Genomic DNA, 16,030 nt, shown 5'->3' on the forward strand with positions numbered 1-16,030 from the left:
AACAACCATTTGGATTTCCATGTCAATGCCAACTGCAGCAATCACGTTTACAGGTGTCAACAAGTCCTACGGCGGGAAGCTCGCTGTCAATGGACTGTCCTTCCACGTAGAGCCGGGCGAGTGTTTCGGCCTTTTGGGGCCTAACGGCGCAGGCAAGAGCACGACCGCGCGGATGGTCCTCGGGATGGCGCTACCTGACGCGGGTACGATCACAGTCCTCGGAGAGCCTGTGCCTGGACGCGCGCGACGGGCACGTGCACGAATTGGCGTCGTTCCGCAATTCGATAATCTTGAACCCGGGTTCACAGTGCGCGAGAACCTAGAGATATTCGGGAGCTACTTTGGCATGAGCGCAGGTGAGATCTCGGTTGTGATTCCCTCTTTGCTCGAATTCGCGCGCCTGGAAAGCAAGGCTGATGCGCGCGTTATCGAATTATCAGGCGGCATGAAACGGCGTCTGACGCTCGCTCGCGCGCTCATCAACGACCCCCAACTACTTGTAATGGACGAGCCCGCGACGGGCCTTGATCCGCATGCGCGCCACCTCATCTGGGAACGCCTGCGCTTGCTACTCGCGCGCGGCAAAACAATTCTTCTCACCACTCATTTCATGGAAGAAGCGGAGCGACTGTGCAACCGTCTCTGTGTGATTGACGAAGGGCGCAGCATCGTCGAAGGTACTCCTAGTGCGCTGATCGAAGAGCAGATTGGGAGCCAAGTGATTGAGATATATGGCGGCAATTCACATGAACTGCGGCCGTTACTCGAGCCCCACACACAGCGAACCGAAGTGAGCGGCGAAGCATTGTTTTGCTATGCCGCTGATCCTGAGCAGGTGCGTTTGCAGTTGCGGGGGCATGCGGGTCTGCGCATTCTTCAACGCCCCGCCAACCTGGAAGACGTGTTTTTGCGGCTAACCGGCCGCGAAATGAAGGATTAGTGATGCGTGATGTATTCATGATAACTCTGCCCGGCAACGCGCTGAACTGGCACACAGTATGGCACCGCAACTACCTTGCATGGAGGAAATCTGCGCTTGTGTCGCTCCTCGGGAACCTTGCGGATCCGATGATGTACCTGTTTGGTCTTGGCCTAGGTGTGGGAATAATGATAGGCCGCGTCGACGGCACGTCATACATCGCGTTCTTGGCCGCTGGAATGGTTGCGACGAGCGCAATGACTTCTGCCACCTTTGAGACGATTTATGCGGCCTTCTCGCGAATGCATACTCAGCGCATGTGGGAAGCGGTGTTATGCACTCAACTCACGATTGGCGACGTCGTTCTAGGTGAACTTTCATGGGCAGCCACAAAAGCCCTTCTTGCCGGCGCTGCGGTGATGGTGGTTGCTGCGATCCTAGGCTATGCGGCGCTGTCGAGTATCATCTATGTCATGCCCGTCGTCGTTCTCACTGGACTCGCCTTCGCGAGTGTGGCTATGGTGCTCGTCGCCATCGCGCCCAGTTACGACTATTTCATTTTTTACCAAACCCTTGTTCTGACGCCCATGTTGTTCCTGAGCGGCGTCGTCTTCCCGATCGGTCATCTCCCCGGTGCTCTTCGGCAAATTGCGAGATTCCTTCCGCTGACACATTCCGTTGAGCTGATCCGCCCAGCGATGCTGGCACGGCCTGTCGCTAGTATCAGCCTTCATGTGGCTGCGCTTTGCGTCTACGCAGTACTGCCGTTCTTTTTATCGGCGGTTCTACTTCGCCGCCGCCTAATGTCGTGACCATTTTGGCAATCAATCCGAGCCCACGAACTTCGCAACGGACTATCTGCGCAGCGCTCACACCCTCTTTCAACCCGTTAGATTAACGCCATGACATACCCCATGCAGACAACTGAGCCATTTGTGATCGTGGGGATGCCGAGGACCGGCACTCACTACTTGGAAGAATTGCTGAATGCCCATCCGAACGTGTCAAGTAATGGTGAGTTGCTCAATCCGTATGACCCAATCTGGCCCGGTCGCGCCCGGCTTTTGCGTAGCGATCGCGAACTGCTCGAGCTAGCCTATCTGCACCATCCGACCATGACCGGGAATCCGCATTTGACACACGTCGGTTGCAAGATCAACCAGCCTCAGTTTAACGAACGTCCCGGGTTTTTCGAGACGCTGGCCGCGTGGCCACGTTTGAAGGTACTGCTCGTGATTCGACGAAACACGTTGGAATCGTTTCGTTCTTTGGTGCAAGCAAGACAAAGCGGTCAGTGGCTAAAATACGGTCCGGACAACGACGACTCACGTCCGCCTCCGCAAGTCATATTGAAAATCGAAGACTGTGAGGCTTACTTTAAGGCCGCGGACGATTTCCACCACTTAATTCTGAGCTCGTTTTCACCGTCGAGCGTGCTCACTATCAACTATGAAACTCTTCGGGACGATCCGGCCCCAAGTCTGAAGGCGGTCTCAGCCTTTCTCGGCATCTCGAATCACCCTTGCTCTGAAAACACATCTCTTAGACGTCAGGAAGTTCGATCGCTGCGGCAGACGGTACTTAACTTCGAAGAGTTGAGGCGTCACTTCGAGGGCAGTCGATACGATAGCTTTTTCGAAGCTCAAGGGGGCTGATCGGCCCGCCAAACATCAAGATTGCCCCGATAGCTTTCAATTGTCTAGCTTTTGAAGAGCATTGGCTTTATCGACTCGCAAACTCGGGTTTCGCGGTCCGCAGCCTAGCTAAACTAATTCTTGCGTTCCGAGCAGCAGATGAACTCCGATGTGTATGGCCCACTGTTCCGGTTCAGTGTTCAGCGAGTGGCGTATGAACATATTGTTATAGGGTAACTTCAAATGGCTTCAACTGTGCAATGGAGACTGTATTGGGAAAATGAGCTAGGGCTCTCGGACCACATCGAATTGTCCGAGTTCTTTCGGGCAACGTATGGACCAACTGGATCTTTTAACGCAAGACCTTTCGAGGGCAGCCGGAGTTGGGCTGGTGCGCGGCCCGAACTCCGTGCGATTGCCTACGACTCGCAAGGGGTGGCGGCTCACATGGGCTCGCTGCGCCGGTTCATCAAGGTTGGCACGGTCGATGTTCTTGTAGCCGAACTGGGACTTTACGGAGTTCGTCCGGATCTCGAAGGACTCGGCATCAGCCATTCGATCCGCGCGATGTATCCGGCACTGCAGGGCCTTCGGGTTCCATTCGCATTCGGCACGGTGCGCCATGAGTTGAAGAACCATATCGCGAGGTTGTGTCGGCATGGATTGGGAACGGTCGTCTCGGGCGTGCGGGTGCGGTCAACTCTGGCCGACGTTCGTCTAGATTTGCCCCCGACACGCACTGAAGACGTCCTTGCGGTAATCATGCCGATTGGTAGCCCGATGAGCCAGTGGCCAGAGGGGAGTGCAATCGAGCGCAATGGTCCGGAGCTGTGAAGGCTGGCGCTTCACCACAGAAGGCGGTGGAGCCGACGCCCCCATGCAATTGTCCTTATAGTAAACCGCTATCGAGGTATGTGAACTTGACACATGTAGCGAATTTCGACTTGCTGCTTCGCGAATTGAACTCCAACGATCCGTGGCGGCTGGACAGTAACCCGTTCGAATTCGAGCGCCACAGGCAAATGCTTCGATTGGCACTTGCCGAGGGCATCGTCACAAATGCACTCGAAGTCGGATGTGCGAGCGGGGCGTTCACGGAAAAGCTGGCGCCTCATTGTCGACGGCTCACCGTCATCGATATAGTTCCAGAAGCGATTGCGCGAACACGCGCACGGCTAATGGAATCGGCCAATATCACTTGGATCGTATCAGACATCCAGCGCTTTTTGGCTCCGGAAAAGTTCGATCTGATCGTTGTCGCGGAGGTTCTTTATTACCTCGGAAGCATCGCCGAGGTACGGGCCACTGTGCAGAGCTTGGCGCGCATGCTTGCGCCCAACGGGCAGTTGGTATTCGGATCGGCTGTTGACGCCAATTGCCGGCGGTGGGGCCACATCGCCGGGGCGGAAACGGTGCTCGAAATGCTACGGGAAGAGCTGACCGAAGTCGAGCGCGTGCAGTGCATCGGGCGGTCGTCCAATGAGGATTGCATGCTCGCGCGCTTCCGGAGCCCGATGGATTTTACAAATCAACCGAATTGCCTCCGTTAGAGCGGGAGATACTATGCGCATCTGCGGCATCAAACTGACACACGATGGAGCCATCGCTGTTGTGGAGGATGGAAAGCTCCTTTTTTGCATCGAACAGGAGAAGCGGCACAATAACCCGCGATATCAGGAGATCGGGAATCTCGACGTAGTTGCAACAGTGCTGAGCGAACACGGGCTGCGTGTCGATGACATCGATCAGTTTGTAATTGATGGCTGGGACGGCGAGATAGAGTCGGAATTTCGCACTCTCAGCGGCCGTACGCCTGTGATCTTGAAAGGTGCTCCCTATATCGAACGCAGGGCCGACGATCTCCTCCATCCGCTCGAACGCACCGGCCTGTTAATCGCCGAACAATCGTATTCGTATCAGAGCTACCCTCATGTTTCGGGCCATGTCGCGTCCGCGTACTGCACCAGTCCGTTCGCGATAGGCGGGGAGCCTGCATACTGCCTAGTCTGGGATGGCGGCATGGTCCCAAGACTGTACTATGTGCGACCGGACGAAGCACGCCTCGTCAATTGCCTGTTCCCAGTTATCGGCCAAATGTACGCGGCGGCTGGACATCATTTCGGGCCCTATAAGAAGGCGAGCGGCGCTGACTGGGACCTGGGCGTCGCCGGCAAGCTTATGGCATACATCGCGCTCGGGTCGGTCGACGAAGGCATCATTGCAGTCTTTCGGGAGCTTTATGAGCAACGCTTTGCCGGCGACACCGAACTTGCGCAAGACTACCGCGAGAATGTCCGCATACCAGAAAGATCTCTCGCAGCTATACGCGACTTTTTCCAAGAATGCGTTCCACAATTGGAGGCCAAGCCTCAAGAAGACATACTTGCTTCCTTTCACGTATTCCTCGAGCGTCTTCTGGTTCAAGGAATGGAGGCAGCGCTCTCACGCCATCCGATTTTCGAGCCGCGGAACTTGTGCATCTCTGGCGGATGCGGTCTTAACATCAAATGGAACAGCGCACTACGTGAGAGTCGTCTTTTTGACGCAATCTGGATTCCGCCTTTTCCGAACGATAGTGGGTCTGCGATTGGCGCCGCTTGCTGCTCGATGGCAGCGAACAAAGGCTTCCTGCCGTTGGAATGGTCGATCTATAGCGGGCCAGCAGTGAAAACTGGTGACGTGCCGCCCGGATGGACAGCGTCCCCTTGCTCCATTGCACAACTCGCCGGCGTACTCGCTGAAAATAAACCCGTCGTCTTCCTAGCCGGCAGGGCAGAGCTGGGACCCCGAGCGTTGGGCGCTCGAAGCATTCTCGCTGCTGCGACGTCCCCTGCGATGAAGGACTTCCTCAACGCGGTGAAGCATCGGGAGCATTTTCGTCCGGTAGCACCAATATGTCTTGAAGATCAGGCGATTGCCGTCTTTTGTCCCGGTACTCCAGACCCCTACATGCTGTTCGATCATCAGACGCGCGAGGAATGGCGGGAGAGGATCCCCGCCGTAGTGCATCTCGACGGATCGGCGCGGTTGCAAACCATTGCAAGAACTTCCGCGCATCCCGTGGCGCAACTCCTAATTGAATACGAAAGACTCACTGGCGTTCCTTTGCTATGTAACACCAGTGCCAACTATCATGGACGTGGCTTCTTTCCGGACGCTGCTTCAGCCTGCGAGTGGGGAGGTGTCGAACATGTATGGTGCGACGGTCTTTTATTGAGCAAGGCATGTAGCACTGGCCTGCCATCGTCAATCGACGAACCAGGTTCTGACGGCCGGTTTGAGCGGGCCGTAGCCGCACCGCTCGGGGCGTGACTTGAGTGAGTGCGTCAGGGACTTTCTTTCACGGACGAACCGCACAGACAGCGGCAGCATCCCTCAGTGTCAAGATTTTCTATATTGCCATACCGATGCCCACCACACTGCTCCGACGCCGCGATGCAGAGCGGACGCCTTTGCTTCCAACAGCGGTTTCACCCCCTATCGTAGGCAAGTATGAAGAAGACCTCCGTTTCAGATCGTCATGTGCACGGCTTCCGGATTCAGCCGGAGTCGAGAGGACGATTGCTCCGGCAAACGCCCGCCATCCTGTGGTTCACAGGGCTGTCGGCAGCTGGAAAGTCGGCGATTGCCGACAAGGTCGAGGCACTACTGCATGCGTCCGGCCAACTCACCTACATTCTCGATGGAGACTCTATCAGGCTCGGTCTATGCAAGGATCTCGGCTTTGCGGATGCGGATCGCCACGAGAACGTGCGGCGCGTGGCCGAAATTGCAAAATTGATGGCTGACGCGGGGCTCGTAGTGCTGGTGTGCCTCATTTCGCCGTTCCGTCGCGATCGGGAACTCGCCAGATCTACCGCGGGTAGGCACCGTTTCGCCGAAATCCACGTTCACGCTAGTTTGGCCGTAGCCGAAGCTCGCGATCCCAAGGGACTGTATCGGCTTGCGAGAACTGGCGCCATACAGCATTTCACCGGCATCGACTCGCCGTATGAACAGCCGACGCTCCCGGACGTATTCATCGACACATGTTCGAAGTCCATCGATGAAGGCGCGGACCTTGTGGTGAAATGGCTCAATAGCCGCTAGTTGGAGCGAGACGAGTGTGGGCACGCCGCAAAACTGGACTCGATAAACCGATGTCCATGGCGGACGAGCGGCTCGATCGACGCCAATTGTCGGAGCGGGCGAAACGTCGACACTCGCATGTTGCATACCCTCCTTCCAGCGAACCCGGTGCCAGGGAGGTGAGTTTCTTCAACCACCCATCTGATTGCACTGCGCTCACGCGGACCAAGGTAGACAGATGATTGATTACGGCAATCTCAATTGCTATCGCGGACGATCGCGGTCTCGGTTGCGCGACTCAGCGTTGCTTCCGGCAGCAAATCGGCCTCTCGGCCGTGCCGCATCGATCACCGTCTTGCTTTCACTAGTCTATTCAGTTTCCGGCTGCACAGTCGGCCCCGAATATCGCACTCCCGCGCCGCCCGCGACCGACAGCTATACACCGAAGGCCCTACCCGAACACACGGTTTCGTCGCCCGGTGCGACGGGTCTTGCGCAGCAGTTCAAGGCTGGCGGCGAGCTGCCTGCACAATGGTGGACCCTTTACCGTTGCGAGCCCCTCGACGCGCTGATACGCGAGGCCCTCTCAAATAGCCCGAATATCGCTGCAGCCAGCGCGGCGCTGCGCCAGGCGAGCGAAAATCTGCGTGCGCAAACAGGGATCGATCTATATCCCGCCATCGATGTGAAGCTCAATGCTACTCGCGAAAAGCTCAATGGCACGACGCTAGGCCAGCCCAGCCTGAACAGAATACTAAGTCTGTACAACGCATCAGTGAACGTTTCCTACAACCTGGATCTCTTCGGGGCTGCACGCCACGAACTCGAGGCGCTGGGCGCGCAGGTCGACTTCCAGAATTTGCAGCTACAGGGCACATACCTGGCGCTGTCAGCGAACATCGTCACCGCTGCGGTCAGGGAAGCTTCCGTCCGCGAGCAGATTGACGCGACCGAGCGTATCGCCGCGGATGAGGAGACTCAGCTCGGTGTATTGCGTAAGCAACTTGAGTTCGGCGGGGTGGGTCGCGTGGCTGTGCTCTCGCAGGAAACGTTGCTCGCACAAACGCGCGCTACCCTGCCGCCACTGCGGCAGTCTCTCGATCGGGCGCGACATCAGCTTGCCGTGCTCGCGGGTAAACCACCTAGCGATAACAGCGTTCCCGAGTTCAGGCTGTCGATGTTCACCCTACCGCAGACCTTACCCGTCGCCCTCCCTTCGTCGCTCGTCCGTCAACGTCCGGACATCCTGGCTGCGGAAGCCCTGCTGCGTCAGGCGAGCGCCCAGGTCGGCGTCGCAACCGCGAACATGTATCCGCAGCTTACGCTGTCCGCAAACTACGGCCCGCAATCATTAACGCCAGCGGGCATGCTGAAGTACGCGGACATGATCTGGAACATCGGCGCGGGGCTCACGCAGCCGATCTTTAACGGAGGCCAACTGAGCGCTAAAAAGCGCGCGGCGGAAGCCGCCTACGATGAGGCCAACGGGCAATACAGGCAAACGATACTGCTTGCATTCGAAGATGTCGCGGATACGCTCCGCGCACTCGATCACGATGCAGCCGCACTCGCCGCGCAAACCGAAGCGTGGCGTGCAGCCAGCAGCTCGCTCGAGCTGACGCGTGGCCAGTTTCGTGCCGGCGGTGTCAGTTATCTAGCTCTGCTCGATGCGCAGCGTCAATACCAGCAGACCATCGTCAATCTCACCCAGGCGCGCGCTGCACGCTACGCAGACACGGCCGCATTGTTCGAAGCACTGGGTGGCGGCTGGTGGAGCGACGCGGCCAGGATCCAGACAGGACAGGCGGACTCCGATATCAACCCGCAGTGAACCCTCTTTCTGCTTGCCGCGCCCCGCATGGTTTCCAATGCTGCGCGTCCAAAGGGATCTGTTCCATATCAGTTTGCCGTGCAAGGACACGACGATGACGACAAATAAACCAACAGCAAAACGGATGATCACCATGCTGATCTGCATGGGCGTTCTGCTTGGCGCGCTGATCGGTTTCAACCTGTACAAGGCGCATATGATCCGGAAATTCATGGCACACAATGCGGTGCCGGCTGCTACCGTCACGTCCGCCGTCGTGAGCTATCAGATATGGCAGCCACAGCTTGCCGCTGTGGGCAGCCTGCGTGCCGTGCGCGGTGTCGACGTGACGACTGAAGTGGCTGGACTCGTTCGCGAGATCGCATTCAAGTCCGGCGAGGAAGTCAAGGCTGGACAGGTGCTCGTGCGTCTGAACGACCGCTCGGACCGCGCGCAGCTCGCCTCGCTAAGAGCTGCCGCCGAACTCTCGCAAACCGTCTATAACCGCGACACGGCACAGTACGACATTCAGGCGATTGCCAGGGCGCAAGTGGATGCTGATGCCGCCGACCTGAGAAGCAAACGAGCACAAGTCGAACAGCAGGCCGCACTAGTCGAGAAAAAAACGATTCGCGCGCCTTTCGCGGGACGCGTGGGCATCACGACAGTCAATCCAGGCCAGTACGTCAATCCGGGCGACGCCATCGTTACGTTGCAAGCTATTGACCCCATCTACGTCGACTTTCACCTGCCCCAGCAGGAACTCGGTCAACTGCAGGTGGGACAGAGCGTCGCCGTAGCTACAAGTGCATTCGTGAGCCGCGGCTTCGTGGGCAAGATCCGCGCTATCAACCCGCGCCTCGACAGCACGACGCGCAACGTGGAGGTCGAAGCGGCCCTCGACAACCGCGAGCGCAAGCTGTTGCCGGGGATGTACGCTAGCGTAAAAGTCGATGTTGGTCACGAGCAGCGTTACCTGACACTGCCGCAAACGGCAATCACTTACAATCCCTACGGGGCAACAGTTTTCGTCATCAAACCGGGCGAGCATAAGGACGCACGCGGCAAAACGATGCCCGTTGCGCAACAGATCTTCGTAACGCCAGGACCCACGCGCGGCGATCAGGTTGCGATCCTGAAGGGCTTAGACGAAGGCGCACTAGTGGTGACGAGCGGCCAACTCAAGCTGAAGAACGGCACACCGCTCGTAATCGACAATCGCGTGTTGCCGGCAGACAGTCCTGCTCCGACGCCCCAAGAACAATAAGAGTTCCTCAGATGGATTTCACCGACATATTTATCAAACGGCCGGTCCTCGCGTCCGTGGTAAGCCTATTCATCCTCGTGCTGGGCTTACGTTCCCTGTCGACACTTAAGGTTAGCGAATATCCCCAGACCGGCACTGGCGTCGTTACCATCACCACCTCGTACTATGGCGCTAGCGCCGAGACGATGGCCGGCTTCGTTACTCAGCCGCTCGAAGCCGCGATCGCACAGGTGCAAGGCATCGATTACATGTCGTCGAAGAGTAGCACGAGTGTCTCAAGTATCACCGCGACTCTCCGCCTGAACTACGATCCGAACCGCGCGCTAACAGAGATCAACACCCAAATCGCGTCTATGCGGAACCAGTTGCCACCCCAAGCGCAACAGCCAGTGTTGACGATTCAGGTCGGCCAGACTACTGACACGATGTATATGGGCTTCTACAGCGATGTCCTGCCAAGCAACAACGTCACGGACTATCTGCTGCGCGTTGTCAAGCCGAAGCTCGATTCAATTCAGGGCGTGCAAACCGCAGAGGTTCTCGGCGGCCGTCAGTTCGCGTTGCGCGCGTGGCTTGATTCCACCAGGCTCGCAGCGCACAACGTCACGGCTTCTGACGTCTACACCGCACTCGGCAACAACAACTATCTGGCGACGCTCGGAGCAACCAAAGGCCAGATGACCAGCGTCAGTCTAAACGCTGGTACCGATCTGCATTCCGTCGAAGACTTCAGGAAGCTGGTTATCAAGCAGAAGAACGGCGCGATCGTGCGCCTAGAGGATGTCGCCAATGTTGTATTGGGTGCGGACAACTACGACTCCAATGTCGCTTTTAGTGGAAAACGCTCGGTGTTCATTGGGATCAAGGTAGCGCCCGACGCGAACCTGCTCGAAGTAGCGAAACGCGTCAAAGCTGTGTTCCCTGATCTGCAGAAGCAGCTCCCCACGGGGGTGTCGAGCGACATCGTCTATGATGCCACGGACTTTATCGAGACTGCCATCGACGAAGTGGTGAAGACGCTCGTCGAGGCACTACTGATCGTAACGCTAGTGATTTACCTGTTCTTCGGCAGCTTCCGCGCGGTGATAGTGCCCTTGTTCGCGATGCCGCTGTCTCTGATCGGCACATTCTTCATGATGCAGTTGCTCGGCTACTCCATTAATCTACTGACGCTGCTCGCGCTGGTGCTCGCGGTCGGACTCGTGGTCGATGACGCGATCATCGTGGTTGAGAATTTCGACCGACACCTGACGACCGGGGGCAAGCGTCCCTTCGATGCCGCGTTCATCGCCGCGCGCGAACTCAGTGGCCCGATACTCGCAATGACTGTTGTGTTGATTGCCGTCTATCTCCCCATTGGCTTCCAGGGCGGACTGACGGGCGCACTGTTCACGGAGTTCGCATTTACACTGGCAAGCGCGGTCACTATGTCGGGGGTGGTCGCGCTAAGCCTATCGCCAATGATGTGCTCGCGACTCTTTCATCACGAGCAGCAACCCGGACGCTTCAACCGTTTCGTCCATCAGCAGTTTGAGAAAGTGCATCGGGGTTACATGCGGCTCCTGCGCTCGATACTGGACACATGGACCGTATTCGTCGTGATGGGTGCAATACTGTTATGCGGGACCATCTATTTATTTGCGACGTCACAGTCCGAACTCGCCCCCCAGGAGGACCAAGGCATCGTACTGTCGCTGATCCAGGGACCACCCAATGCGACGATTCAACAGATGCAGATGTATGCCGACCAGGTTTTCCAGATATCTAAGCAATTGCCCGAGTATGCGCAGATGTTTCAGTTGACAGGCGCGCCGACATTGAATCAGGGCTTCGGCGGCGTGCTCTTCACGACATGGGACAGGCGCAAGAGAGGTGCCTCCGAGTTGCAACAGGAGCTTCAACAGAAGTGGAATGGCATCGCCGGCGCGCGAGTTGCTGCTTTCCAGCTTCCACCCCTGCCCGGTGCGCAAGGCTTCCCGGTGCAGTTCGTGATCAACACGACTGAGCCTTTCGATAACCTTAACGAAGTAACCCAGGCGGTTTTGCAACAGGCGCGCGAAAGCGGCATGTTCCTCTTTGTCGACTGCGACCTAAAGATCGACAAGCCCGAGACCGTTCTGATGGTTGACCGCGACAAGGTCGCCTCGCTCGGCCTTACGCAAAGCGACATGGGACAGGCGCTCGGAGCTGCGCTCGGTGGTAACTACGCGAATTATTTCTCGGTCGCCGGCCGTTCTTACAAGGTGATTCCACAACTTCAGCAGGTCGACCGAATGAACCCATCGCAGCTATTAGACTACAACCTGCGCACTTCCGACGGCAGTATGATCCCTGCTTCGACTGTCTCGCATCTGAAGTCGACGGTTGTGCCCGAATCCATCAACCATTTTCAGCAAATGAATTCGGCAACGATCTCGGCCGTAGTCGCACCCGGCGTTTCGCAGGGCGAAGTACTCGAGTTCCTGCGCAACGCCACAACCCGCGTCGCTGCCTCAGGATACAACATGGACTATTCCGGACTTTCGCGCCAATTCATGCAGGAGTCGGGCGGCTTCCTAATCACTCTGATGTTCGCAGCGGTCATTGTGTTCCTTGCACTCGCGGCGCAGTTTGAAAGCTTCCGCGATCCCATCGTCATTCTGGTATCAGTGCCGTTGGCGTTGTTCGGTGCGCTGATCTTCATTAACATCGGCGTTTCCACGCTCAACATCTACACGCAAGTCGGACTGGTCACACTCATGGGGCTTATCAGCAAGCATGGCATTCTCATCGTGCAGTTCGCGAATGAGTTACAGCGTTCAGGCCGCAGCAAGCGCGAAGCTCTTGAAGAAGCGGCAGGCGCGCGCCTGCGCCCGATCGTAATGACTACAGCCGCCATGGTGCTTGGTGTTCTGCCGTTAGTGATTGCGTCCGGCGCTGGCGCGGCAGGGCGCAACGCGATCGGGCTGGTAATATTCACGGGACTGTCGATCGGCACTCTGTTCACACTGTTCGTTGTCCCGTCGATGTACATGTTGTTAGGTGCAGAACATCACAAGAAGACAACAGCAATGACGTGACCGCCATCAACTGTGCAATTTTTCGTGCACTCCTCGCGCCGCGGCGTGGCTGGAGCAAGCGACTTGCGATGACGGTAAGGACCGCCTTCACGCGGGTCTTTGTGTCTCGCCATTGATCAGCCCCACGTATCTGAGGACACGAAGGCTCCCCTAAGATCAGGGATAGCCTAGGCTAGCGGTAAGCCTAGACATTATGTGAAACCGTTGAATTTATGAGTGAACCGGAGCACCGTTGGCGAGGCGTTAACCCGAACCAGGTGTCCGGTCGGACCGAGCAATTGCAGGAAGGCGGAGTGGCGGCGATGAAAGCTGACGATACGTCGCACCGTCATCAGAGCACGCCGCAGCGGACTAGGACGACCGCTGTCGGAACCTTAAAAGAAGGTTTGGAATGGCGCGCACAAAGACGTGTTTGCGCGCCCGCCTTGGTGCGGGGGGCGACGATTGAAGCGGTCTGCGAAGTTCTCGGCGCGGTCCGCTATGACGTAGCAGTGAAAACGGGCTCGCTTGTCCGATTGGCAAAGCGGTCGTAGCGCCACACCGTCCGATGACTCAGAATGTCTCGAAGAAATGCTGGTCCATGTAACGCATTTTCTTCCGACTTCAGGTGTCTGGGCGCTACCGCATTCCGGGCGAGAACAGATCGCCCCGTAGCCCAACCACAAGCGCGTGTATCGGCTTATCTGAGGGCATCATCTGCTGCTGCGCCGTCTCGGGGCGCTGCGATACACGTGGCAGCACGACGATCGTGTTGTTGCCGTGGACAACAGCAATACCATTCGTGCTCCGATGGCTTCAAGTTCCGGTGCGACGATGGCTCTTCCCTGTGTGTAACCTTCGAGCTGCCTGCCGCAACCGGAGGCGATTAGCTGGACTGCGACAACTCGAAGCCATACCGGTAGCGTGGCGCACGACGTGATGCTGATTGCCGTCGAGCAGCGCAGCTCGTCGAACGGATGACGTACAACGCTCTACCTACATCGACCATGGCACGCGTATCTTCGGGCGCGAACTGCCTTCCCCCCGCATCCGCTGACCACGCACGTACACTGGCCCACAGCAATTGTATGGCTCACTCGTTCGTGAAGACGATGTGCGTTTCCCCGGGGTTATAGGGCAACTCCACGCCACCAACCCGCAATCGAGTCCAGTCCGAAAGTTATATGCCCACGGGTTCTCGTCCTCAAGTTAGCCGATATCGAGCACGAGGTAACCTTTTCCAGTCGACATCCTGACGCTCGCCTCGTTGCGACATTGCCTTCACGTCTTCGCAAGCGATGTTTAGGCAACTCGGCGGCGACAAAAAATAGACGACCGGTTCTGACCTCACGATATCTTCTCACAAGTATCAATTTTATTTGTTTGATCCTGAGGTAGACGATTTGCTATCGTGGCATACACGGATACTAAAAATAAATAGCGGTTTGCCTTGACAGACAACCAAGTTATTGGCAACGAAATAAGCAATCTTTCCCTCTCTCTTATCTAAATCGTAGCGTTACTCTCAGTGATCGTCTTTTCGACGGGTAGAGGTACTCCAAAGCGAGATAATTCATGAAAAACTGCTCCGCATCTTCACAAATTGCATCACCGACTATTGACCTATTGTATGACTACGCTCCTTTCCTCGACATTTGCAAATCAGAAGGAGCAATTGGCTCGTTTTCACCCAGTTTACAGACGCCGCGGGTTGCAATCGTGGGGGCTGGCATTAGCGGGCTTCTGGCCGCGGCGGAATTGATGCGAGCAGGTGTCACCGATGTCACCGTGTTTGAAGCCCGCGATCGCATCGGAGGTAGAGTATGGTCACAAGCTTTTGATCCACGGTACCCGCATCTCATTGCTGAAATGGGTGCAATGAGATTTCCTCCGACTGCGACCGGTCTTTTTCATTATCTTGACAGGTACGGTATTTCGACGACAGCCTCTTTCCCGGATCCAGGAATGGTCGATACCGAATTGCACTATCGCGGTACTCGCCATATCTGGCGCGCGGGAGAACCGCCGCCCCCATTATTCAGAGTCGTCTACGAAGGCTGGAGAGCCTTTTTGCAGGAAGGATGCGTGATCAACGGTACGTCTCTAGTTGCTCCCGCAAAAATCACCGCAATGTTGAGGTCAGGCCGGTTTGAGAAAGCCCGAGCGGAATGGCAAACGTGGCTCGACGTGTTTCGTGACAGTTCTTTTTATGCAGCCATCGTGGCCATCTTCACTGGATCTCGCCCGCCCGGAGACATCCGCTGGGAACGGCCTGACGACTTTGAACTATTCGGTTCTTTGGGCATAGGCTCTGGAGGCTTCCTTCCCGTTTATCAGGCGGCATTCACCGAAATACTACGGCTCGTCATCAATGGCTACATGGACGATCAACGCTTGGTCTCTTGCGGAATTTCTACACTAGCTGAGTGCCTCGCAGCAGAGAAGATCGGAGAATGCACCGTTGCTGACCGGGTTCGCTTCAATGGCGTGGGCCGTATCTACAAAGAAGACGGAAAGATAAGGCTGATGACTGACGCGGGCGAAATCATGACCTTTGACCGAGTTATCGTTACCAGCAACACAAGGACAATGCAGATGGTTCACGGCCTGACCGACGACGAGACGTTTCTCAGTCGAGACGTCTCACGAGCCGTTAGAGAAACGCATCTCACCGGGTCATCAAAACTATTCATGCTTACACATGGTAAATTTTGGATCGGTAACGATTTGCCAGTCACAATTCAATCTGACAGTTTTGCGCGCGGGGTATATTGCCTTGACTACGAGCCCGATAGGCCAGACGGTCCAGGTGTAGTTTTGCTTAGCTACACGTGGGAGGACGACGCGCATAAGCTACTAAGCGTCCCCGACAAAAAGCAGCGCTGCGAGCGTTTTGTCAACGCCCTTGCTACATTCAACCCTGAACTTGCGCGCCACCTGACTCCCGTGGATGACGACTACGAGCATGCTATCCTTCACCATGACTGGTTGACTGATCCCCAATCTTCCGGTGCGTTTAAACTCAACTATCCCGGTGAAGATGTGTACTCACAGCGGCTTTTTTTTCAATTTCAGACGGCAAACGACCTTGCAACGGATACCGGCCTATATTTGGCTGGATGTGGTTGTTCATTCACCGGTGGTTGGATCGAGGGGGCGATCCAGACGGCTATCAATAGCGCCTGCGCCGTTATACGCAGTACAGGCGGAGACCTTCTACGGGGCAATCCTCTCGACGAAATACGCAGTGCCTATCACTACTGATATCGCATGCTCTGACGACACCCTATTTTG

Annotated in this window: 11 protein-coding genes; all 11 read left to right on the plus strand. The window is 56.6% G+C overall.

All coding sequences use genetic code 11. The features are described 5' to 3' along the window. Positions 1-19: 19 nt before the first annotated feature. The gene (gene nodI, locus AB3X86_RS34475; RefSeq protein WP_368599429.1) at positions 20-940 is read left to right on the plus strand and encodes a nodulation factor ABC transporter ATP-binding protein NodI; all 921 of its coding nucleotides are present in this window, start codon (positions 20-22) and stop codon (positions 938-940) included. A gap of 2 nt (positions 941-942) precedes the next feature. Continuing rightward, the gene (locus tag AB3X86_RS34480; RefSeq protein ID WP_176112455.1) at positions 943-1,731 is read left to right on the plus strand and encodes an ABC transporter permease; all 789 of its coding nucleotides are present in this window, start codon (positions 943-945) and stop codon (positions 1,729-1,731) included. Positions 1,732-1,833: 102 nt separating this feature from the next. Beyond that, positions 1,834-2,574: a sulfotransferase gene (locus AB3X86_RS34485; protein WP_281375199.1), complete on the plus strand. Its 741-nt coding sequence runs from the start codon at positions 1,834-1,836 to the stop codon at positions 2,572-2,574. Positions 2,575-2,796: 222 nt separating this feature from the next. Beyond that, positions 2,797-3,387, plus strand: coding sequence for a NodA family N-acyltransferase (locus AB3X86_RS34490; protein ID WP_176112457.1), 591 nt, complete (start codon positions 2,797-2,799; stop codon positions 3,385-3,387). Between the two features lie 80 nt (positions 3,388-3,467). Then, positions 3,468-4,103 carry a nodulation methyltransferase NodS gene (gene nodS, locus AB3X86_RS34495; protein ID WP_368599422.1) on the plus strand — a complete coding sequence of 212 codons (636 nt, stop codon included), beginning with the start codon at positions 3,468-3,470 and terminating at the stop codon, positions 4,101-4,103. A 13-nt stretch (positions 4,104-4,116) separates the two neighbouring features. After that, positions 4,117-5,865, plus strand: a complete 1,749-nt coding sequence (gene nodU, locus AB3X86_RS34500) for a nodulation protein NodU (protein WP_176112459.1) — start codon at positions 4,117-4,119, stop codon at positions 5,863-5,865. A 180-nt stretch (positions 5,866-6,045) separates the two neighbouring features. Beyond that, a complete protein-coding gene (cysC, locus tag AB3X86_RS34505; RefSeq protein ID WP_368599423.1) occupies positions 6,046-6,642 on the plus strand; it encodes an adenylyl-sulfate kinase in 597 nt (198 codons plus the stop codon). 217 nt (positions 6,643-6,859) lie between these two features. After that, complete coding sequence (locus AB3X86_RS34510; protein WP_368587022.1) at positions 6,860-8,452, plus strand: efflux transporter outer membrane subunit; 1,593 nt, start codon at positions 6,860-6,862, stop codon at positions 8,450-8,452. A 94-nt stretch (positions 8,453-8,546) separates the two neighbouring features. Then, positions 8,547-9,698: an efflux RND transporter periplasmic adaptor subunit gene (locus tag AB3X86_RS34515; RefSeq protein ID WP_368587023.1), complete on the plus strand. Its 1,152-nt coding sequence runs from the start codon at positions 8,547-8,549 to the stop codon at positions 9,696-9,698. Between the two features lie 11 nt (positions 9,699-9,709). Continuing rightward, positions 9,710-12,757: an efflux RND transporter permease subunit gene (locus AB3X86_RS34520; RefSeq protein WP_368599424.1), complete on the plus strand. Its 3,048-nt coding sequence runs from the start codon at positions 9,710-9,712 to the stop codon at positions 12,755-12,757. Positions 12,758-14,311: 1,554 nt separating this feature from the next. Then, positions 14,312-16,000 carry an FAD-dependent oxidoreductase gene (locus tag AB3X86_RS34525; RefSeq protein WP_368599425.1) on the plus strand — a complete coding sequence of 563 codons (1,689 nt, stop codon included), beginning with the start codon at positions 14,312-14,314 and terminating at the stop codon, positions 15,998-16,000. The last annotated feature ends 30 nt before the right edge of the window (positions 16,001-16,030 follow it).

Origin of the sequence: Paraburkholderia sp. BR14374 (assembly GCF_040948685.1) — a bacterium.
Lineage (GTDB): Bacteria > Pseudomonadota > Gammaproteobacteria > Burkholderiales > Burkholderiaceae > Paraburkholderia > Paraburkholderia youngii.